General features: G+C 70.5%; 17 protein-coding genes. 16 read left to right on the forward strand and 1 reads right to left on the reverse strand.

Translation table 11 applies throughout. The annotated features are described in order from the left end of the window. Positions 1-4 precede the first annotated feature (4 nt). From rsmH to ACWD3E_RS05545, 16 genes are all read left to right on the forward strand, one after another. On the forward strand, positions 5-961 hold the full coding sequence (rsmH, locus tag ACWD3E_RS05470) for a 16S rRNA (cytosine(1402)-N(4))-methyltransferase RsmH (protein ID WP_451386200.1): 957 nt from the start codon (positions 5-7) through the stop codon (positions 959-961). Positions 962-994: 33 nt separating this feature from the next. Beyond that, entirely contained in the window at positions 995-1657 is a 663-nt protein-coding gene (locus ACWD3E_RS05475; RefSeq protein ID WP_451386201.1) for an FtsB family cell division protein, read from the forward strand. Positions 1658-1662: 5 nt separating this feature from the next. Beyond that, positions 1663-3627 carry a peptidoglycan D,D-transpeptidase FtsI family protein gene (locus ACWD3E_RS05480; protein ID WP_451386202.1) on the forward strand — a complete coding sequence of 655 codons (1965 nt, stop codon included), beginning with the start codon at positions 1663-1665 and terminating at the stop codon, positions 3625-3627. 51 nt (positions 3628-3678) lie between these two features. Further along, a complete protein-coding gene (locus tag ACWD3E_RS05485) occupies positions 3679-5346 on the forward strand; it encodes a UDP-N-acetylmuramoyl-L-alanyl-D-glutamate--2,6-diaminopimelate ligase (RefSeq protein ID WP_451386203.1) in 1668 nt (555 codons plus the stop codon). Between the two features lie 4 nt (positions 5347-5350). Continuing rightward, a complete protein-coding gene (locus ACWD3E_RS05490; RefSeq protein WP_451386204.1) occupies positions 5351-6766 on the forward strand; it encodes a UDP-N-acetylmuramoyl-tripeptide--D-alanyl-D-alanine ligase in 1416 nt (471 codons plus the stop codon). After that, complete coding sequence (gene mraY / locus ACWD3E_RS05495) at positions 6766-7836, forward strand: phospho-N-acetylmuramoyl-pentapeptide-transferase (RefSeq protein ID WP_451386501.1); 1071 nt, start codon at positions 6766-6768, stop codon at positions 7834-7836. Before ACWD3E_RS05490 ends, mraY begins: the two co-directional genes overlap by 1 nt. After that, positions 7818-9269, forward strand: coding sequence for a UDP-N-acetylmuramoyl-L-alanine--D-glutamate ligase (gene murD, locus ACWD3E_RS05500; RefSeq protein ID WP_451386205.1), 1452 nt, complete (start codon positions 7818-7820; stop codon positions 9267-9269). The genes mraY and murD overlap by 19 nt, the downstream gene beginning before the upstream one ends. Before the next feature lie 68 nt (positions 9270-9337). Beyond that, positions 9338-10702 carry a putative lipid II flippase FtsW gene (gene ftsW, locus ACWD3E_RS05505; RefSeq protein ID WP_451386206.1) on the forward strand — a complete coding sequence of 455 codons (1365 nt, stop codon included), beginning with the start codon at positions 9338-9340 and terminating at the stop codon, positions 10700-10702. Positions 10703-10708: 6 nt separating this feature from the next. Next, positions 10709-11797 carry an undecaprenyldiphospho-muramoylpentapeptide beta-N-acetylglucosaminyltransferase gene (murG, locus tag ACWD3E_RS05510; protein ID WP_451386207.1) on the forward strand — a complete coding sequence of 363 codons (1089 nt, stop codon included), beginning with the start codon at positions 10709-10711 and terminating at the stop codon, positions 11795-11797. 26 nt (positions 11798-11823) lie between these two features. Then, positions 11824-12618, forward strand: coding sequence for a cell division protein FtsQ/DivIB (locus ACWD3E_RS05515; RefSeq protein WP_451386208.1), 795 nt, complete (start codon positions 11824-11826; stop codon positions 12616-12618). Positions 12619-12891: 273 nt separating this feature from the next. After that, the gene (gene ftsZ, locus ACWD3E_RS05520) at positions 12892-14106 is read left to right on the forward strand and encodes a cell division protein FtsZ (protein ID WP_451386209.1); all 1215 of its coding nucleotides are present in this window, start codon (positions 12892-12894) and stop codon (positions 14104-14106) included. Next, positions 14103-14831, forward strand: coding sequence for a peptidoglycan editing factor PgeF (pgeF, locus tag ACWD3E_RS05525; RefSeq protein ID WP_451386210.1), 729 nt, complete (start codon positions 14103-14105; stop codon positions 14829-14831). Before ftsZ ends, pgeF begins: the two co-directional genes overlap by 4 nt. Positions 14832-14837: 6 nt before the next feature. Beyond that, positions 14838-15557 (forward strand): YggS family pyridoxal phosphate-dependent enzyme, encoded by a 720-nt coding sequence (locus ACWD3E_RS05530; protein WP_451386211.1) that lies wholly within the window; start codon positions 14838-14840, stop codon positions 15555-15557. Positions 15558-15685: 128 nt separating this feature from the next. Further along, the gene (locus ACWD3E_RS05535; RefSeq protein WP_451351602.1) at positions 15686-16327 is read left to right on the forward strand and encodes a cell division protein SepF; all 642 of its coding nucleotides are present in this window, start codon (positions 15686-15688) and stop codon (positions 16325-16327) included. 60 nt (positions 16328-16387) lie between these two features. Beyond that, positions 16388-16681 carry a YggT family protein gene (locus ACWD3E_RS05540; RefSeq protein ID WP_451351601.1) on the forward strand — a complete coding sequence of 98 codons (294 nt, stop codon included), beginning with the start codon at positions 16388-16390 and terminating at the stop codon, positions 16679-16681. A 57-nt stretch (positions 16682-16738) separates the two neighbouring features. Beyond that, positions 16739-17899, forward strand: coding sequence for a DivIVA domain-containing protein (locus tag ACWD3E_RS05545; protein WP_451386212.1), 1161 nt, complete (start codon positions 16739-16741; stop codon positions 17897-17899). A 193-nt stretch (positions 17900-18092) separates the two neighbouring features. Here the strand turns inward: ACWD3E_RS05545 and ileS are convergent, their stop codons facing one another. Continuing rightward, positions 18093-21236, reverse strand: a complete 3144-nt coding sequence (ileS, locus tag ACWD3E_RS05550) for an isoleucine--tRNA ligase (protein WP_451386213.1) — start codon at positions 21234-21236, stop codon at positions 18093-18095. Positions 21237-21372 lie beyond the last annotated feature (136 nt).

A 21372-nucleotide genomic window follows, 5' to 3' on the forward strand; every position in this document is an offset into this window, starting at 1 on the left:
CCCCTTGAGCCAGAGTCGACACGTCCCGGTGATGCTCCAGCGGTGCCTGGATCTGCTGGCGCCTGCCCTGGAGCAGCCGGGAGCGGTGGTCGTCGACTGCACCCTCGGCCTCGGCGGGCACAGCGAGGCGCTGCTGGCCCGGTTCCCCGAGGCGCGGCTGATCGGCCTGGACCGGGACAAGGAGGCGCTGCGCCTGTCCGGCGAGCGGCTGGCTCCCTACGGCGAGCGCGCCACCCTCGTGCACGCCGTCTACGACGAGCTGCCCGACGTCCTCGACCGGCTCGGCATCCCGCGCGTGCAGGGCGTCCTCTTCGACCTCGGGGTCTCCTCCATGCAGCTGGACGAGGCCGACCGCGGCTTCGCCTACGCCCAGGACGCGCCCCTGGACATGCGCATGGACCAGACGACCGGGATCAGCGCCGCAGAGGTCCTCAACACCTATCCGGCGGGCGAGCTGGTGCGGATCCTGCGCGCCTACGGCGAGGAGAAGCAGGCCAAGCGGATCGTCTCCGCGATCGTCCGCGAGCGCGAGAAGGAGCCGTTCAGCAACAGCGCCCGGCTCGTGGAGCTGATCCGGGACGCGCTGCCGCAGGCCGCCAAGCGCACCGGCGGCAACCCGGCCAAGCGCACCTTCCAGGCGCTGCGCATCGAGGTCAACGGCGAGCTGTCCGTGCTGGAGCGGGCCGTCCCGGCGGCTGTGAAGGCCCTCGCCGTGGGCGGACGCATCGCCGTGCTGTCGTACCACTCGCTCGAAGACCGCCTGGTGAAGCAGGTGTTCGCGGCCGGAGCCGCGTCCACCGCCCCGCCCGGACTGCCGGTCGTGCCCGAGCGCTACCAGCCCCGGCTCAAGCTGCTCACCCGCGGTGCCGAACTTCCCACCGAGGAGGAGATCGCGGAGAACCGCCGGGCAGCTCCGGCCCGACTGCGCGGTGCCGAGCGCATCAGGGAGGACGCCGAGTGAGCGAGTCGGGTCTCCGGGCTCACCGGAGGTCAAGTGAGTAGGAAACCCGAACTGAAGGGGAGGGCCGCCCGGCTCGCCCGGCTGTTTCCGGCCGGACGCGCGCGGGCGGCCCGTACCCCGTTCGTCCTCCTCGTCGTGCTGCTCCTCGGCGGCGGCCTCATCGGGCTGCTGGTGCTGAACTCCGCGCTCAGCGAAGGCTCGTTCAAACTCGCCGACCTCCAGAAGCAGACGAAGAACCTCACGGACGAAGAGCAGGCGCTCCAGCGGGACATCGACGCCTACTCGTCCCCCGACGCCCTCCAGCGCCGCGCCCGTGAACTCGGCATGGTCCCGGGCGGCGACCCGGCCTTCCTCGGCCCGGACGGCACCGTAAAGGGCGTCCCCGGCGCCGCCGCCCCCGAGTCCGCCGCCTTCACCAACCCGGTCGCCCCCGAGGCCATGACCACGGCCACCGGCCTCCCCGCACCGCCACTCGCCGTGCCCTCCGGGGCCCCCGCCACGGCTCGCCCGGCAGCTACCTCCGGGACCCCCGCGACAGCCCCCTCCACGGCGGCCCCCGCGGCGCCCACCTCGGCTTCCTCCCCGGCCCAGCCGCACGGCACCCCCGCCCCACCGGCCCAGCCGCACGGCGCCCCCGCCCCGCCGGCCCGGGCGGCCAGACCCCAGCCAGCCTCCCCTCCGACCCCCGGCAGGTGACGCAAGTGTCCGACAGGCAACCGCCGCGGCGCCGTGTGCCCGGACCGGCAAGGCCTTCCCGGCCGCAGGGTGCCGTGCGGCGGCAGCCCGGGCCCGGGGCCCGTCCCGCTCGTCGGCCGACCGGGGGCCGGCCCCCGGTCCGGGGTCCGCTCCGGCTCGGCAGCCCGCGGCCCCGGCTGCGTATGGTCGGGCTCGCCCTGACCCTGGTGATGCTCGCCTTCGTCGTACGGCTGCTCCAGGTCCAGGCCGTCGACGCCGGCGCGTACGCCGCGCGGGCCGCGCAGGACCGCTTTGTCGTGCACACCCTGGCCGCCGCGCGCGGCGGCATCACCGACCGCAACGGGGTCGCCCTCGCCGTCAGCGAGGACGCCTACGACATCACGGCCGACCCGACGATGTTCTCGGCCAAGCAGCTGAAGGTCGGCGACGGGCCCGAACGGGCCGCCGCCCTGCTCGCGCCGATCCTCGGCCAGGACCAGGCCACGATCGTCAAGAAGCTGCGGCCCAGGAACAGGAACTCCCGGTACGCCCGGCTCGCCACCCGGCAGACCCCGCAGGTCTGGAAGCAGATCAAGGACCTGAAGTCCGCGCTCAACAAGAAGGCCGCGACCGACCACAACACCGTCAACGTGCTGGCCGGCGTCTTCGCCGACCCCAGCAGCCAGCGCGTGTACCCCAACGGCGACCTCGCCGCCGGGATACTGGGCTGGGTCAACGCCGAGGGCCGGGGCGGCGGCGGCATCGAGCAGGAGCTGAACAAGCAGCTGTCCGGCAAGGACGGCAAGGTCCGCTACGCCCAGTCCGGCGGCCGTGAGGTGCCCACCGTGGGCTCGACCGAGACGCCCGCCGTGCCCGGCTCCGACGTCGAGCTCACCATCGACCGCGACATCCAGTGGGCCGCGCAGAACGCCATCAGCGAGCAGGTGAAGAAGTCCAAGGCGGACCGCGGCTACGTCATCGTCCAGGACGCCCGCAGCGGACAGATCCTGGCCATGGCCGACTCACCCGGCTTCGACCCGAACGACCTGTCGAAGGCGGACTCCGCGGCCATGGGCAACGCGGCCCTCCAGGACGCCTACGAGCCCGGTTCCACCGCCAAGGTGATGTCCATGGCGGCCGTCCTGGAGCAGAACGCGGCCACCCCGCTCACCCACGTCGTCGTACCCAACCGGCTGCACCGCGGCGACCGGCTCTTCCAGGACGACGTCGACCACGGCACCTGGTACCTCACCCTCAACGGCGTGCTCGCCAGGTCCAGCAACATCGGCACCATCCTCGCCGCCGGCCAGCTCGGCAAGACCCAGCCCGAGGCGAACCAGGTCCTCTACTCGTACCTGCGCAAGTTCGGCATCGGCCGTTACACCGGGCTCGGCTTCCCCGGCGAGACCCCGGGCATCCTCGCCCCCGCAGGGAAGTGGTCGACCTCGCAGCAGTACACGATCCCTTTCGGCCAGGGCTTCTCCATCAACGCCATGCAGGCCGCCTCCGTGTACTCGACCATCGCCAACGGCGGCGTGCGCGTCGAGCCGACGCTGGTGCGCGGCACCAGGGGCGCCGACGGGCGCTTCGTCCCCGTGCCGAAGCCCGAGGAGACGCGGGTCGTCAGCGAGAAGACCGCGAAGGCCCTCGCCCAGATGCTGGAGTCCGTCGTGGACGACGAGCAGGGCACCGGCATCAAGGCCCGGATCCCCGGCTACCGGGTCGCGGGCAAGACCGGCACGGCCAACCGTGTGGATCCGGCCACCGGCAGGTACCGCGGCTACACCTCGTCGTTCGCCGGGTTCGCCCCCGCGGACAATCCCCGTATCACCGTCTACTGCGCCATCCAGAACGCGACCTCCGGCAACTACTTCGGCGGCCAGATCTGCGGTCCCATCTACAAGCAGGTGATGGAGTTCGCCCTGAAGACCCTCCAGGTCCCGCCGACCGGCGCGAAGGCGGCGAACCTGCCCGTCGACTACAAGCCCTGACCAGCCCCGGATCCAGGCCCAGCACCACGGAAGACCACCAGGAAGCAAGTCGTGACAACGATCACCCCCGATTCCGGGAACCAGTCCGGGAACCACAGCACTCCAGGGGCCTCACTTCGCTCCGGAGCGGGTGCGCCCGGTACGCTCACCGCCGTGCCACACGCTGATCAGTACCAAACCACCCAGAAGGGCGCTTCCGTGACATATCCGGGACCGCCGCGACCGGTTCAGGCCTCCGCCACACCCCTCGCGGAACTGGCCGATCAGCTGAGTGTCGCCGCTCCGGACACCGCCACCGAGGTCATGGGGATCACCCATGACTCGCGTGCCGTGCGCCCCGGCGACCTGTACGCCGCCCTCCCGGGCGCCCGCCTGCACGGCGCCGACTTCGTCACCCAGGCCGCCGGCCTCGGCGCCGTGGCCGTGCTGACCGACCCGACGGGCGCCGAGCGCGCCGCCGTGACCGGACTGCCGGTCCTGGTGGTGGACGACCCGCGCGCGCGGATGGGCGAGCTGGCGGCGACGATCTACGGCCACCCGGGCCGCGACCTGCTCCAGATCGGCATCACCGGCACCTCGGGCAAGACCACCACCGCCTACCTGGTCGAGGGCGGGCTGAAGGCCACCCGCGCCACCGGACTCATCGGCACGGTCGAGATGCGCATCGGCGACGAGCGCATCAAGTCCGAGCGCACCACCCCCGAAGCCACCGACCTCCAGGCCCTGTTCGCCGTCATGCGCGAACGCGGCGTCGAGGCGGTCGCCATGGAGGTCTCCAGCCACGCCCTGGTCCTCGGCCGGGTCGACGGCTGCGTCTTCGACATCGCCGTCTTCTCCAACCTGAGCCCGGAGCACATGGAGTTCCACTCCGGCATGGAGGACTACTACGCGGCCAAGGCGGAGCTGTTCACGCCGGGGCGCAGCAGACTCGGGGTGATCAACCTCGACGACGAGTACGGCCGCAGGCTCGCCGGGGAGGCGAGCGTCCCGGTCGTCACCTTCTCCGCCGAGGGCCACCCCGACGCCGACTGGCGCGCCGACGACGTCCAGGTCGGCCCCATGGACTCGGTGTTCACCGTCCTCGGCCCCCAGGGCGAGCGCGTCCACGCCAGGTCGCCGCTGCCCGGCCCGTTCAACGTGGCGAACACCCTCGCCGCGATCGTGGCCCTGGCCGCGGCCGGCCTCGACCCGCAGGCCGCCGCCGACGGCATCGCCGCCGTACCGGGCGTGCCCGGCCGGCTGGAGCGCGTCGACGCAGGCCAGCCGTACCTCGCGGTGGTCGACTACGCCCACAAGACCGACGCCGTCGAGTCGGTGCTCAAGGCGCTGCGCAAGGTCACCAAGGGACGGCTGCACGTCGTCCTCGGCTGCGGCGGCGACCGTGACCGGACCAAGCGCGCACCGATGGGCGCCGCCGCGGCCCGGCTCGCCGACACGGCCGTACTGACCTCCGACAACCCCCGCTCCGAGGACCCCCTCGCGATCCTCGCGACCATGCTCCAGGGCGCGGCCTCCGTGCCCGCGCACGAGCGCGGCGAGGTGCTCCTCTTCGAGGACCGGGCCGCCGCCATCGCCGCCGCCGTGGGCCGCGCCCAGGCCGGCGACACCGTGCTGGTCGCGGGCAAGGGCCACGAGCAGGGCCAGGACATCGCCGGCGTGGTCCGTCCCTTCGACGACCGCCAGGTGCTTCGCGAAGCTATCCAGAAGACCCAGGGATGAACTTGTGATCGCCCTCTCCCTCGCCGAGATCGCAGCAGTCGTCGGCGGGCAGACGCACGACATACCGGATCCGTCCGTCCAGGTCACCGGACCGGTCGTCCGGGACTCCCGTGAAGTGGTGCCCGGCAGCCTCTTCGCCGCCTTCGTCGGCGAGCGCGTGGACGGCCACGACTACGCCGCCGCGGTCGTCGAGGCGGGCGCGGTCGCCGTCCTGGCGTCCCGGCCCGTCGGCGTGCCCGCGATCGTCGTGGACGACGTCCAGAGCGCCCTCGGCGCCCTCGCCCGGGACGTCGTACGCCGGCTCGGCACGACCCTCGTCGCCCTGACCGGTTCCGCGGGCAAGACCAGCACCAAGGACCTGATCGCCCAGGTGCTCCGGCGCAAGGCGCCCACCGTCTTCACGCCCGGCTCGCTCAACAACGAGATCGGGCTGCCGCTGACCGCCCTGTCCGCCACCGAGGAGACGAGATTCCTCGTGCTGGAGATGGGCGCCCGCGGCCTCGGCCACATCCGCTACCTCACCGGCCTCACCCCGCCGAAGCTCGGCCTCGTGCTCAACGTCGGCACCGCCCACATCGGCGAGTTCGGCGGCCGGGAGCAGATCGCCGAGGCGAAGGGCGAGCTGGTCGAGGCCCTGCCCTCCGAGGAGGAGGGCGGGGCGGCGATCCTCAACGCCGACGACCCGCTGGTGCGCGCGATGGCCTCCCGTACCAAGGCGAAGGTGGTCCTTTTCGGAGAGTCGGCCGAAGCGGACGTACGCGCCGAGAACGTGCGACTCACGGACAGCGGACAGCCCGCATTCAGGCTTCACACACCCTCCGGTGCAAGCGATGTGACCATGCGCCTGTACGGTGAGCATCACGTGTCGAACGCGCTCGCCGCAGCCGCCGTCGCCCATGAGCTGGGTATGTCCGTAAGCGAGATCGCCACCGCGCTCTCCGAGGCGGGCTCCCTCTCCCGCTGGCGCATGGAGGTCACCGAGCGCCCGGACGGCGTGACCATCGTCAACGACGCCTACAACGCCAACCCCGAGTCCATGCGGGCCGCCCTCAAGGCGCTCGCGGCCATGGGCAAGGGGCGCCGCACGTGGGCGGTGCTCGGCAAGATGGCCGAGCTGGGGGACGAGGCGCTCGCCGAGCACGACGCCGTCGGACGGCTCGCCGTCCGGCTCAACGTCAGCAAGCTCGTCGCGGTCGGGGGGATCGAGGCCTCCTGGCTGCAACTGGGCGCATATAACGAGGGTTCGTGGGGTGAGGAGTCGGTGCACGTGTCCGACGCACAGGCGGCGATCGACCTGTTGCGCAGAGAAATGCGCCCGGGAGACGTCGTACTCGTGAAGGCGTCCCGTTCGGTGGGTCTCGAAAGCGTCGCCCAGGCTCTGATCGAGAGCGGTGCCGAGGGTGAGGTTGCCGCCCGATGATGAAGCAGATCCTGTTCTCAGGAGTCATTGGCCTCTTCCTGACGCTGATCGGCACCCCGCTGCTGATCAAGCTCCTCGCCCGCAAGGGCTACGGCCAGTACATCCGTGACGACGGCCCGCGCGAGCACGCCAGCAAGCGCGGTACGCCGACCATGGGCGGCATCGCCTTCATCCTGGCGACGATCGCCGGGTACTTCCTGAGCAAGCTCATCACCGGTTACCCGCCCACCTACTCCGGGCTCCTGGTCCTCGGCCTTATGTTCGGCATGGGCCTGGTCGGCTTCCTCGACGACTACATCAAGATCGTCAAGCGGCGTTCGCTGGGTCTGCGGGCCAAGGCGAAGATGGCCGGCCAGCTGATCGTCGGTATCAGCTTCGCGGTGCTGTCGCTGATGTTCTCCGACGCGCGCGGCAACACCCCTGCCTCCACCAAACTGTCGTTCATCACGGACTTCGGCTGGTCGATCGGCCCGGTGCTGTTCGTCATCTGGGCGCTGTTCATGATCCTCGCGATGTCGAACGGCGTGAACCTGACCGACGGTCTGGACGGTCTCGCCACCGGTGCCTCCGTCCTCGTCTTCGGCGCCTACACGTTCATCGGCGTCTGGCAGTTCCAGGAGTCCTGCGCCAACGCGCAGACCCTCACCAACCCGGGCGCCTGCTACGAGGTGCGCGACCCCCTCGACCTCGCGGTGATCGCCTCCGCGCTGATGGGCGCCTGCCTCGGCTTCCTGTGGTGGAACACCTCGCCCGCCAAGATCTTCATGGGTGACACCGGTTCGCTCGCCCTCGGCGGCGTCCTCACGGGCCTGGCCATCCTCTCCCGCACGGAGCTGCTGGTGGCCATCATGGGCGGCCTGTTCGTCCTCATCACCATGTCGGTCGTCATCCAGGTCGGCTCCTTCCGGCTCACCGGGAAGCGCGTCTTCCGGATGGCGCCACTCCAGCACCACTTCGAACTCAAGGGCTGGTCCGAAGTGCTCGTGGTGGTCCGCTTCTGGATCATTCAGGGCATTTGTGTAATCGTCGGACTGGGCCTCTTCTATGCAGGATGGGCAGCGGACAAGTGACCTCCTCGGTGTCTTCTGGGCCTTCTGAGTTCCAGGGCAAGCACGTGACCGTCGCCGGGCTCGGCGTCTCCGGCGTCCCGGCGGCCAAGGTGCTGCACGCGCGCGGGGCGATCGTCACGGTCGTCAACGACGGCGACGACGCCCGCGCGCGCGAGCAGGCCGCGGAGCTGGAGGCGCTCGGCATCACCGTGCGCCTCGGCGACGGGGCGACGCTGCCGGAAGGCACCGAGCTGATCGTCACCGCGCCCGGCTGGAAGCCGGACAAGCCGCTGTTCCTCGCGGCCCAGAAGGCGGGCGTGCCCGTCTGGGGCGACGTCGAACTGGCCTGGCGCCTGCGCGGCCGGGACGGCAGAAAAGCAGCCCCCTGGCTCGCCGTGACCGGCACCAACGGCAAGACGACGACCGTGCAGATGCTCGCGTCGATCCTCGCTGCCGCGGGCCTGCGCACGGCGGCCGTCGGCAACATCGGCGTCTCCCTGCTGGACGCCGTCCTCGGCGACGAGGAGTACGACGTCCTCGCAGTGGAGCTGTCCAGCTACCAGCTCCACTGGGCGCCCTCCCTGCGCGCCCACTCGGCCGCCGTCCTCAACCTCGCCCCAGACCACCTCGACTGGCACGGCTCGATGGAGGCGTACGCCGCCGACAAGGGCCGTATCTACGAAGGCAATCGGGTCGCCTGCGTCTACAACGTGGCGGACAGGGCCACCGAGGACCTGGTGGTCGAGGCGGACGTCGAAAAGGGCTGCCGGGCGATCGGGTTCACCCTCGGCGCCCCCGCGCCCTCCCAACTCGGCGTCGTGGACGGCATCCTGGTCGACCGCGCCTTCGTCGAGCAGCGGCACAAGAACGCGCAGGAGCTGGCCGAGGTCGCCGACGTCAACCCGCCGGCCCCGCACAACATCGCCAACGCCCTTGCCGCCGCGGCCCTCGCGCGCGCCTTCGGGGTGCCCGCCAAGGCCGTACGCGACGGCCTGCGGGCCTTCCGCCCCGACGCCCACCGCATCGCGCACGTGGCCGACCTCGACGGCGTCGCCTACGTGGACGACTCCAAGGCGACCAATACCCATGCCGCGGAAGCCTCTTTGGCGGCATATGAGTCGATCGTATGGATTGCGGGCGGCCTCGCGAAGGGTGCCGTCTTCGACGAGCTGGTCGCCAAGTCGGCAAAGCGACTTCGCGGTGTGGTCCTGATCGGCGCCGACCGCGCGCTGATCCGCGACGCCCTCGCGCGACACGCACCGGAAGTACCCGTGGTCGACCTCGACCGGGCCGACACTGGGGCGATGCTCCAGGCGGTGACGGAGGCACAGCGACTGGCACAGCCCGGCGACACGGTGCTGCTGGCCCCGGCCTGCGCCTCCATGGACATGTTCACCAACTACAACCAGCGCGGTGACGCGTTCGCGGCGGCGGTCCGCGAACTCGAAGCCTGACCCCGGCCGCCTGCCGGGCGGATCTTGGGAGGGACGCGTGGGACGGTCGGCGTTCAGGGGAGGCGTGGATGTCGGGTAGCCGTACGGGCGGCCGTCCTCCGGTCCAGCGGGCCGTCCGGCGGCCCGCCGTATCCCGTCCTCCGGGCGACAATCCCGTACGACGGCTGTACACGCGCGCGCGGAAGGCCTGGGACCGCCCGCTGACCGCCTACTACCTGATCCTCGGCGGCAGCGTGCTGATCATCGTGCTCGGTCTGGTGATGGTCTACTCGGCCTCCCAGATCACCGCGCTCCAACTGTCGCTGCCCGGGTCGTTCTTCTTCCGCAAGCAGGCGCTCGCCGCGCTGATCGGCGGCGTACTGCTGTTCGTCGCCTCCCGCATGCCGGTGAAACTGCACCGGGCGCTGGCCTACCCGATCCTCGCCGGTGCCGTCTTCCTGATGGCCCTGGTGCAGGTGCCCGGGATAGGGATGACGATCAACGGCAACCAGAACTGGATCTCCCTCGGCGGCTCCTTCCAGGTCCAGCCCAGCGAGTTCGGCAAGCTCGCCCTGGTGCTGTGGGGCGCGGACCTGATCGCCCGCAAGCAGGACAAGAAGCTGCTGACCCAGTGGAAGCACATGCTCGTGCCGCTGGTGCCGGTCGCCTTCCTGCTGCTCGGGCTGATCATGCTCGGCGGGGACATGGGCACCGCGATCATTCTCACAGCGATCCTCTTCGGCCTGCTGTGGCTGGCCGGCGCCCCGACCCGGCTGTTCGCCGGTGTGCTGTCGGTCGCCGGGCTGATCGGTGTGATCCTGATCAAGACCAGCCCCAACCGGATGGCCCGGCTCGCCTGCATCGGCGCCACAGAGCCGAAGTCCGGCGTGGCCGACTGCTGGCAGGCCGTGCACGGCATCTATGCCCTCGCGAGCGGCGGACTCTTCGGTTCCGGCCTCGGGGCGAGTGTGGAAAAATGGGGCCAACTCCCAGAAGCCCACACCGACTTCATCTTCGCCGTCACCGGTGAGGAACTGGGCCTTGCCGGGACGCTGTCGGTGCTCGCCCTGTTCGCGGCTCTAGGCTATGCGGGTATCCGCGTGGCCGGACGCACGGAGGACCCCTTCGTGAGGTACGCCGCGGGAGGCGTGACCACCTGGATCACCGCCCAGGCGGTGATCAACATCGGTGCGGTGCTCGGCCTGCTGCCGATCGCCGGCGTCCCCCTCCCGCTGTTCTCCTACGGAGGATCCGCCCTGCTGCCGACCATGTTCGCCATCGGGCTGCTGATCGCCTTCGCGCGCGACGAGCCCGCTGCGCGGGCAGCGCTTGCGATGCGGCAACCTCGCTTTGGTAGAAAGCGGGCGGGAGGCTCCGGTGCTGAGCGGGGGCCTCGGAGATGGAACACGATGCGACGGCGTGCCTCGGCGGCGCGTACGTCCGGAGAGCGGTGAATTTCGGTGCATGTCGTACTTGCCGGCGGAGGAACCGCGGGCCACATCGAGCCCGCGCTCGCCCTCGCGGACGCCCTGCGCAGGCAGGACCCGACCGTGGGGATCACGGCCCTGGGCACGGAACGGGGACTTGAGACCCGGCTCGTTCCGGAGCGCGGCTACGAGCTGGCGCTGATCCCGGCGGTGCCGCTGCCCCGCAAGCCCACGCCCGAGCTGATCACCGTCCCGGGCCGGCTGCGCGGCACGATCAAGGCCGCCGAGCAGATCCTGGAGCGCACCAAGGCGGACTGCGTGGTCGGCTTCGGCGGTTATGTCGCCCTGCCCGCCTACCTGGCCGCCAAGCGGCTCGGCGTGCCCATCGTGATCCACGAGGCCAACGCCCGGCCCGGCCTGGCCAACAAGATCGGCTCCCGGTACGCCGCCCAGGTCGCCGTCTCCACTCCGGACAGCAAGCTGCGAGGCGCCCGCTACATCGGCATCCCGCTGCGGCGCTCCATCGCCACCCTGGACCGCGCCGCCGCCCGCCCCGAGGCCCGCGCCCGCTTCGGGCTCGACCCCAACCTGCCCACGCTGCTCGTCTCCGGCGGTTCCCAGGGCGCCCGCCGCCTCAACGAGGTCGTCCAGCAGGTCGCGCCATGGCTCCAGCAGGCCGGCGTCCAGATCCTGCATGCGGTCGGCCCGAAGAACGAACTGCCGCAGGTGCATCAGATGCCGGGAATGCCCCCGTACATCCCGGTAAGTTACCTGGACCGGATGGACCTCGCCTACGCCGCGGCCGACCTGATGCTCTGCCGCGCGGGTGCGATGACCGTCGCCGAACTCTCCGCCGTCGGGCTCCCGGCCGCGTACGTCCCGCTGCCCATCGGCAACGGCGAACAGCGGCTCAACGCCCAGCCGGTGGTCAAGGCGGGCGGCGGACTCCTCGTCGACGACGCGGAACTCACGCCCGAGTGGGTGCAGCAGAACGTCCTGCCGGTGCTCGCCGACCCGCACCGGCTGTACGAGATGTCCCGCGCGGCAAGCGAGTTCGGCCGCCGGGACGCCGACGACCTGCTCGTCGGCATGGTGTACGAGGCGATCGCCTCGCACCGTTAGGACCGTATGACGAAAGGGCAGTGAGCGTGGCCGGACCGACCACCGCCGAGCGCGGGGAACGCCAGCAGGAGTCGTCCGGCCCGCCGCCCGAGCGGGGGTTGGCCACCCCGCGCCTTCGTAGGATGGTCATCCTGGCTGTCGCTCTCGTGCTCCTCGGAGCCGGTTCCACCTGGGTGTTGTACGGCTCCGGTTGGCTGCGCGTGCGGCACGTCTCGGTGTCGGGCACGCGCGTGCTGAGCCCCGCCGAGGTGCGCGAGGCCGCCGCCGTGCCGGTCGGGGCGCCGCTGATCTCCGTCGACACGGATGCCATCGGGGCCCGACTTCGCAGAAAATTGCCCCGAATTGACACCGTTGACGTGGTCCGCTCCTGGCCCCATGGAATCGGCCTGAAGGTGATCGAGCGCACTCCGGTTCTTCTGGTCCGAAAAGGCGGGAACTTCGTCGAAGTGGACAAGGAGGGTGTCCGTTTCGCCACGGTTTCTCGGGCTCCGAAAGGCGTTCCGGTGCTGAGGTTGACCGCCTCCAGGTCGGGCCCGGGTGCGGCGAGCTTCCGGCGCTTCGGCATCGACCGGCTGGTGCGCGAGGCGGTCCGGGTCGCGGGCGACCTGCCGGCTGCCGTCGCGCGGGACACCCTGAGCGTCCAAGTCCGCTCATACGACGACATCTCGCTGGAGTTGAGCGGCAACCGCACGGTCGCATGGGGCAGCGGCGAGGACGGCCGTGTCAAGGCGCGGACCCTCACGGCACTCATGAAAGCAGCTCCCCGCGCGCGGCACTTCGACGTCAGCGTTCCCACCGCCCCTGCGTCATCAGGAAGTTGACGCACATCAGCGCAGGCCAGCACCCTGGTTGGGCATGGCTATGGCTGATCACATAGGGTGAAAAGAAAAACGGGAGGTTCGGCGTGTTCGTTGAACGGGCGCCACTTGTCGACTTAGTGTCAGGTTCAGAAGACTCCAGGGAACAGACACACTGGTAACCCTAAACTTCAGGGTTAGGGTTCGGGTCGGCGTTCGGACCGTCCCATTCGGCATCTGTCGTCGCGGGGCACCGCCCGGCGGCGACAACGTAATTCGAGGCGAGAGGCCTTCGACGTGGCAGCACCGCAGAACTACCTCGCAGTCATCAAGGTCATCGGTGTCGGCGGCGGTGGTGTCAATGCCATCAACCGGATGATCGAGGTCGGTCTCAAGGGCGTCGAGTTCATCGCCATCAACACCGACGCGCAGGCGCTGTTGATGAGCGACGCCGACGTGAAGCTCGACGTCGGCCGCGAACTCACCCGCGGACTCGGCGCCGGAGCCAACCCGGCCGTCGGCCGCAAGGCCGCCGAGGACCACCGCGAGGAGATCGAGGAGGTCCTCAAGGGGGCCGACATGGTCTTCGTGACGGCCGGCGAAGGCGGCGGCACCGGCACCGGCGGCGCCCCCGTCGTGGCCAACATCGCGCGCTCGCTGGGCGCCCTCACCATCGGCGTGGTCACGCGCCCGTTCACCTTCGAGGGACGGCGCCGCGCGAACCAGGCCGAGGACGGCATCGCCGAGCTGCGCGAAGAGGTCGACACCCTCATCGTCATCCCCAACGACCGGCTGCTGTCCATCTCGGACCGCCAGGTCAGCGTGCTCGACGCGTTCAAGTCCGCCGACCAGGTGCTGCTCTCCGGCGTCCAGGGCATCACCGACCTCATCACCACCCCCGGTCTGATCAACCTCGACTTCGCCGACGTGAAGTCGGTCATGTCCGAGGCGGGTTCGGCCCTCATGGGCATCGGCTCGGCCCGCGGCGACGACCGCGCGGTGGCCGCCGCCGAGATGGCGATCTCCTCGCCGCTGCTGGAGGCGTCCATCGACGGCGCCCGGGGCGTGCTGCTCTCCATCTCCGGTGGCTCCGACCTCGGCCTGTTCGAGATCAACGAGGCCGCCCAGCTGGTCAGCGAGGCCGCCCACCCCGAGGCCAACATCATCTTCGGTGCGGTCATCGACGACGCCCTCGGCGACGAGGTCCGGGTCACCGTGATCGCGGCCGGCTTCGACGGCGGTCAGCCGCCGGCCCGCCGGGACAACGTCCTCGGCTCGACGTCGTCTTCTTCTTCGCTGGCCTCCTCCCGCCGCGAGGAGCCCGCCCCGGTGCGGCAGTCGGAGCCCAGCCGCCCGACCTTCGGCTCGCTCGGCAGCGTGACCCCCAAGGAGGAGCCGGAGCCCGCGCCCGAGCCGGTGGCCGACATCCCGGTCGCCCCGCCGGTCCCGCCGTCGCGGACCTACTCGGACAGCTCCGCCGAGGAGCTGGACGTGCCGGACTTCCTCAAGTGATAGGACAGCGCGAGAGCGTGAGCGGCGCGCACTTCGCCTTCACCGACCGGTGGGGCGGGGTGAGCGCCGCTCCGTATGAGGAGCTGAACCTCGGCGGAGCCGTCGGCGACGCCCCCGAGGCCGTACGCGCGAACCGTGAGCTGGCGGCGAAGTCCCTCGGGCTGGACGCCGGCCGGGTCGTCTGGATGAACCAGGTGCACGGCGCCGACGCGGCCGTGGTCGAGGAGCCGTGGGGAGACCGGCCGGTGGCGGAGGTCGACGCGATCGTCACCGCCCGCCGCGGGCTCGCCCTCGCCGTCCTGACCGCCGACTGCGTGCCGGTCCTGCTGGCCGACCCCGTAGCCGGGGTCGTCGCCGCGGCCCACGCGGGCCGGCCCGGCATGGTCAAGGGCGTCGTCCCCGCCGCCGTACGGGCCATGGCCGAACTCGGCGCCCGGCCCGAGCGGATCGTCGCCCGCACCGGACCGGCCGTGTGCGGCCGGTGCTACGAGGTGCCGGAGGCGATGCGCGCCGAGGTGGCCGCCGTGGAACCGGCGGCGCACTCCGCCACCAGCTGGGGCACCCCGGCGGTCGACGTGAGCGCCGGAGTGCACGCGCAGCTCGACCGGCTCGGGGTGTGCGACCTGGCGCAGTCGCCGGTGTGCACGCTGGAGTCGGGCGACCACTTCTCTTACCGCCGCGACCGCGCCACCGGGCGCCTCGCGGGCTATGTCTGGCTGGACTGATGGGACATGACGGACCGTAAGACCGAACTCGCCGCAAATCTGGCGAAGGTGGAGGAGCGCATCACCGCCGCGTGCGTCGCGGCGGGGCGCAAGCGGGAGGAGGTGACCCTGATCGTGGTCACCAAGACCTACCCGGCGAGCGATGTGCGGATTCTGTCGGAGCTCGGTGTGCGTCATGTCGCCGAGAACCGCGACCAGGACGCTGCTCCCAAGGCCGCCGACTGCGCGGATCTGCCCCTTAATTGGCATTTTGTCGGTCAGTTGCAGACCAACAAGGTGCGATCCGTGGTCGGTTACGCGAATTTTGTGCAGTCTGTCGACCGTGCCCGGCTTGTCACCGCTCTGTCGAAGGAAGCGGTGCGCGCGGAGCGCGAGGTGGGCTGTCTCGTCCAGGTCGCGCTGGACGCGGGCGCGAGCGGGCGCGGGGAGCGCGGAGGCGTCGCGCCCCGTGGAATCGAAGAGTTGGCCGACCTCGTCGCCCGATCTCCGGGGCTGCGGCTCGACGGACTGATGACCGTCGCTCCGCTCACCGGGGAGTACGCGGGACGCGAACAGGCGGCGTTCGAGCGGCTCATGGATTTGTCGACTGACCTGCGCCGAGCCCATCCGGCTGCAACCATGGTGTCGGCAGGGATGAGTGCGGACCTCGAACAGGCCGTGGCCGCCGGGGCGACACATGTGCGCGTCGGTACCGCGGTACTCGGAGTCCGCCCCAGGCTCGGGTAACGTCGCCAGGAAGTCGGACCACAGCAGAAAATATGGTCAATGCCGCCGAAGGCGGGCACAACGACCGCGTGGATCGCGGGCACTTGGCAGTCGTCAGTCGATCCACCACAGAGCGGAGGACTCAGAGCATGGCCGGCGCGATGCGCAAGATGGCGGTCTACCTCGGCCTCGTGGAGGACGATGGGTACGACGGCCGCGGATTCGACCCTGACGACGACTTCGAGCCCGAGCTGGACCCGGAGCCCGAGCGGGACCACCGACGGCACGAACCGTCACACCAGTCGCACAGCGCACATCAGTCCCAAAGGGACGAAGAGGTGCGTATCGTGCAACCCCCCGCGCAGCGCGAGCCGGTGGCCCGTTCGACTTCGCTCGCCGCGGAATCCGGGCGTCCGGCGCGAATCGCACCCGTGGCGTCCATCACACAAGAACGTCAGTCCCTGGAGAAGAACGCACCGGTGATCATGCCCAAGGTCGTGTCGGAACGAGAGCCTTACCGGATCACCACGCTTCACCCGCGGACCTACAACGAGGCCCGTACCATCGGGGAACACTTCCGTGAGGGCACCCCGGTGATCATGAATCTGACTGAGATGGACGACACAGATGCGAAGCGACTTGTCGACTTTGCGGCTGGTTTGGTGTTTGGTCTTCACGGCAGCATCGAGCGGGTGACGCAGAAGGTGTTCCTGTTGTCTCCTGCTAACGTCGATGTCACGGCGGAGGACAAGGCCCGCATCGCAGAGGGCGGGTTCTTCAACCAGAGCTGAGACGCACGACCTGACCGAAGTACGGAAACAGCACGAAACGGGGAGAGGGAAGTCCAGGCCATGAGCGTGTTCGCGCAGGTGATCTACATCGCGCTGATGGTGTTCCTTGTCGTGCTGATTTTTCGGCTCGTCATGGACTACGTCTTCCAGTTCGCCCGCTCGTGGCAACCCGGCAAGGCGATGGTGGTCGTACTGGAGGCCACCTACACTGTCACCGATCCACCGCTGAAGCTTCTGCGGCGGTTCATCCCGCCGCTGCGTCTCGGGGGCGTGGCGCTCGACCTGTCCTTCTTCGTACTGATGATCATCGTCTGGATTCTCAGCACCATCGCACATGCCTTCGCGGTGAGATGAGTTGAGTATGGACGATCCGGTCTTGCCGACTGCCGATGACTACGTTGAGGTGAAGAGATGCCGTTGACCCCCGAGGACGTGCGGAACAAGCAGTTCACGACCGTCCGCCTCCGAGAAGGCTATGACGAGGACGAGGTCGATGCCTTCCTCGACGAGGTCGAAGCCGAACTGACCCGTCTGCTCCGCGAGAACGAGGACCTGCGCGCCAAGCTGGCCGCGGCCACGCGCGCTGCTGCCCAGAACCAGCAGAACATGCGCAAGGGCCCCGAGCCGCAGGATCAGCAGCAGGGCATGCCTCAGCAGGGGATGCGAGGACCCGGCGCTCCGGTGCCCGCCGGCATATCGGGCCCGCCGCAGCAGCAGATGGGTGGCCCCATGGGTGGCCCGCCCCAGCTGCCCAGCGGTGCCCCGCAGCTGCCCGCCGGCCCCGGCGGTCAGGGCGGCCCTCAGGGCCCCGGCCCGATGGGTCAGGGTCCCGGCCCGATGGGGCAGGGCCCGATGGGTCAGGGTCCGATGGGCCAGGGCCCCATGGGCGGTCAGCCGCCCATGCCGCAGCAGATGGGCGGTCCGATGGGCGGCCCCATGGGCGGTCCGATGGGCGGCCCCGGTCAGGGCCCCGGTGGCGACAGCGCCGCCCGTGTCCTCTCGCTGGCCCAGCAGACCGCCGACCAGGCGATCGCCGAGGCCCGCTCCGAGGCCAACAAGATCGTCGGCGAGGCCCGCAGCCGCGCCGAGGGTCTGGAGCGTGACGCCCGCGCCAAGGCCGACGCGCTGGAGCGGGACGCGCAGGAGAAGCACCGCGTCGCGATGGGCTCCCTGGAGTCCGCCCGCGCCACGCTGGAGCGCAAGGTCGAGGACCTGCGCGGCTTCGAGCGCGAGTACCGCACGCGCCTGAAGTCGTACCTGGAGTCCCAGCTGCGCCAGCTGGAGACGCAGGCCGACGACTCCCTGGCCCCGCCGCGCACCCCGGCGGCGGCTTCCCTCCCGCCGTCCCCGGCGCCCTCCATGGCCCCGGCCGGCGCGAGCGCCCCGTCCTACGGCGGCAACCAGACGATGGGCGGCGCCCCGGCTCCGTCCGCTCCGTCCTACGGTGGCCAGCAGCAGATGACCCCGGCCATGACCCAGCCGATGGCCCCGGTCCGTCCGCAGGGCCCCGGCCCGATGGGTCAGGCACCCTCGCCGATGCGCGGGTTCCTGATCGACGAGGACGACAACTGACGGGCCACGGACACTAGTACGACAACGGCGTCGGCAGCGTTCAGGGCGGGACCCCGGACTTCGGTCCGGGGTCCCGCCCTTTTTACGCGCGTTGCGGGAACGCGTGGATGCGTGCCGCGGGAACGTACCCGCACTCATGAAAGGGGCCCGGCCTCCGCGAGGGGAGACCGGGCCCTTCTCAGACCGCCGGCGCTTACGCCTTGCGCAGCCGGAACGTCAGCGACAGACCTTCGTCGGTGAAGGCATCGCCGTAGCTGTCGTCCGCCTCGCCCTGGCTGAAGTCGGTCGACAGGACCTCCTCGGCGATCAGCTCGCTGTGCTCGGTCAGCGCGGCGATGACCGCGGTGTCCGTGGAGGTCCAGCGCAGGGCGATCCGGTCGGCGACGTCCAGGCCGCTGTTCTTGCGGGCCTCCTGGATCAGCCGGATCGCGTCACGGGCCAGGCCCGCCTGCCGCAGCTCCTCCGTGATCTCCAGGTCCAGGGCGACCGTGGCACCGGAGTCGGAGGCCACCGACCAGCCCTCGCGCGGGGTCTCGGTGATGATCACCTCGTCGGGGGCGAGGGCGACCGTCTCACCGTCGACCTCCACGGAGGCCGTGCCCTCGCGCAGGGCCAGGGACAGCGCCGCCGCGTCCGCGTTCGCGATGGCCTTCGCCACCTCCTGCACCCGCTTGCCGAACCGCTTGCCCAGGGCGCGGAAGTTGGCCTTGGCGGTGGTGTCCACCAGGGAGCCGCCGACCTCGGAGAGCGACGCCAGGGCGCTGACGTTCAACTCCTCGGTGATCTGGGCGTGCAGCTCGGTGTCGAGGGAGTCGAAACCGGTCGCCGCGATCAGTGCGCGGGCGAGCGGCTGACGCGTCTTGACGCCCGACTCCGCGCGCGTGGCACGGCCGAGCTCCACCAGCCGGCGGACCAGGACCATCTCGTTCGACAGCTCCGGGTCGATCGCGGACAGGTCCGCCTCCGGCCAGGGGGCCAGGTGCACCGACTCCGGGGCGCCCGGGGTCACCGGCACGACCAGGTCCTGCCAGACCCGCTCGGTGATGAACGGGGTCAGCGGGGCCATCAGCTTGGTGACCGTCTCGACGACCTCGTGCAGGGTGCGCAGCGCGGCCTTGTCGCCCTGCCAGAAGCGGCGGCGCGAGCGACGGACGTACCAGTTCGACAGGTCGTCCACGAACGCGGACAGCACCTTGCCGGCCCGCTGGGTGTCGTAAGCCTCCAGCGCCTGCGTCACCTGGTCGGTGAGCGCGTGGAGTTCGGACAGCAGCCAGCGGTCCAGCACCGGGCGCTCGGCCGGGGCCGGGTCCGCCGCCGACGGCGCCCAGTTCGACGTACGGGCGTACAGCGCCTGGAAGGCGACCGTGTTCCAGTACGTCAGCAGGGTCTTGCGGACGACCTCCTGGATGGTGCCGTGGCCGACCCGGCGGGCCGCCCACGGGGAACCGCCGGCCGCCATGAACCAGCGCACCGCGTCCGCGCCGTGCCGGTCCATGAGCGGGATCGGGTCCAGGGTGTTGCCCAGGTGCTTGGACATCTTGCGGCCGTCCTCGGCGAGGATGTGGCCGAGGCACACGACGTTCTCGTACGACGACTTGTCGAAGACGAGGGTGCCGACGGCCATGAGGGTGTAGAACCACCCGCGCGTCTGGTCGATCGCCTCGGAGATGAACTGCGCCGGGTAGCGGCTCTCGAACAGCTCCTTGTTCTTGTGCGGGTAGCCCCACTGCGCGAAGGGCATCGAACCCGAGTCGTACCAGGCGTCGATCACCTCGGGCACGCGCGTGGCGGTCTTGCCGCAGCCGTCGTGACGGCAGGCGAAGGTGACGTCGTCGATGTACGGGCGGTGCGGGTCCAGGCCGGCCTGGTCGGTGCCGGTCAGCTCGGTCAGCTCCGCGCGGGAGCCGACGCAGGTGAGATGGCCGTCCTCACAGCGCCAGATCGGCAGCGGGGTGCCCCAGTAGCGGTTGCGGGACAGCGCCCAGTCGATGTTGTTGTTCAGCCAGTCGCCGAACCGGCCGTGCTTGACCGTCTCCGGGAACCAGTTGGTCTGCTCGTTCTCCTGGATCAGGCGGTCCTTGATCGCCGTGGTGCGGATGTACCAGGAGGGCTGCGCGTAGTAGAGCAGCGCGGTGTGGCAGCGCCAGCAGTGCGGGTAGCTGTGCTCGTACGGCAGGTGCTTGAAGAGCAGACCGCGGTCCTTGAGGTCCTCGGTGAGCTTTTCGTCGGCCTTCTTGAAGAAGACGCCGCCGACAAGCTGCACGTCCTCCTCGAAGGTGCCGTCCGGGCGGACCGGATTGACCACGGGCAGGCCGTAGGCGCGGCAGACCTTGAGGTCGTCCTCACCGAAGGCGGGGGACTGGTGGACCAGACCCGTACCGTCCTCGGTGGTGACGTACTCGGCGTTCACCACGTAGTGGGCCGGCTCGGCGAACTCCACGAGCTCGAAGGGACGCTGGTAGTTCCAGCGCTCCATCTCGGCGCCGGTGAAGGTCTGGCCGGTGGTCTCCCAGCCCTCGCCGAGCGCCTTGGCGACGAGCGGCTCGGCGACGACGAGCTTCTCCTCGCCGTTGGTCGCGACGACGTAGGTGACCTCCGGGTGCGCGGCGACCGCCGTGTTGGACACCAGGGTCCAGGGGGTCGTCGTCCACACCAGGAGCGAGGCCTGGCCGGCGAGCGGACCGGAGGTGAGCGGGAAGCGGACGTACACGGACGGGTCGACGACCGTCTCGTAGCCCTGGGCCAGCTCGTGGTCGGACAGGCCGGTGCCGCAGCGCGGGCACCAGGGGGCGACGCGGTGGTCCTGGACCAGCAGGCCCTTGTTGAAGATCTCCTTCAGCGACCACCAGACCGACTCCACGTACTCGGGGTCCATGGTCCGGTAGGCATCGTCCAGGTCGACCCAGTAGCCCATGCGGGTCGTCAGCGCGGTGAAGGCGTCGGTGTGCCGGGTCACGGACTCACGGCACTTGGCGTTGAACTCGGCGATGCCGTACGCCTCGATGTCCTGCTTGCCGGAGAAGCCCAGCTCCTTCTCGACGGCCAGCTCGACCGGCAGGCCGTGGCAGTCCCAGCCGGCCTTGCGGGCCACGTGGTAGCCGCGCATGGTGCGGAAGCGGGGGAAGACGTCCTTGAAGACGCGGGCCTCGATGTGGTGGGCGCCGGGCATGCCGTTGGCGGTGGGCGGGCCCTCGTAGAACACCCACTCGGGGCGGCCCTCGGACTGCTCCAGGCTCTTGCTGAAGATCTTCTGGTCCCGCCAGAAGTCGAGCACGGCGTGCTCAAGAGCGGGCAGGTCGACCTGGGCGGGCACCTGGCGGTACGTCGGCGCTGTCATCTGCGAGCATCCTCCAACGGACTTGCTGCCTTCCGTCGGAGGGACGAGAGTCTGCAATCCTGCTCACGCCGTGTGCGGCGCGCTCCCGCGGTACCACCCTCCTTGGCTCCCCGTCGCGCCGTACGCGCCGCAGAGC

It is taken from the genome of Streptomyces sp. NPDC002676, from assembly GCF_053592455.1.

Bases quoted from the DNA above. Each gene is read 5' to 3' on its own strand.
- mraY (WP_451386501.1), top strand. From the start codon at position 6,766: ATGAAGCAGATCCTGTTCTCAGGAGTCATTGGCCTCTTCCTGACGCTG.
- murD (WP_451386205.1), top strand. From the start codon at position 7,818: ATGGGCAGCGGACAAGTGACCTCCTCGGTGTCTTCTGGGCCTTCTGAG.
- ftsW (WP_451386206.1), top strand. From the start codon at position 9,338: ATGTCGGGTAGCCGTACGGGCGGCCGTCCTCCGGTCCAGCGGGCCGTC.
- ACWD3E_RS05530 (WP_451386211.1), top strand. From the start codon at position 14,838: ATGACGGACCGTAAGACCGAACTCGCCGCAAATCTGGCGAAGGTGGAG.
- ACWD3E_RS05535 (WP_451351602.1), top strand. From the start codon at position 15,686: ATGGCCGGCGCGATGCGCAAGATGGCGGTCTACCTCGGCCTCGTGGAG.
- ACWD3E_RS05540 (WP_451351601.1), top strand. From the start codon at position 16,388: ATGAGCGTGTTCGCGCAGGTGATCTACATCGCGCTGATGGTGTTCCTT.
- ACWD3E_RS05545 (WP_451386212.1), top strand. From the start codon at position 16,739: ATGCCGTTGACCCCCGAGGACGTGCGGAACAAGCAGTTCACGACCGTC.
- ileS (WP_451386213.1), bottom strand. From the start codon at position 21,236: ATGACAGCGCCGACGTACCGCCAGGTGCCCGCCCAGGTCGACCTGCCC.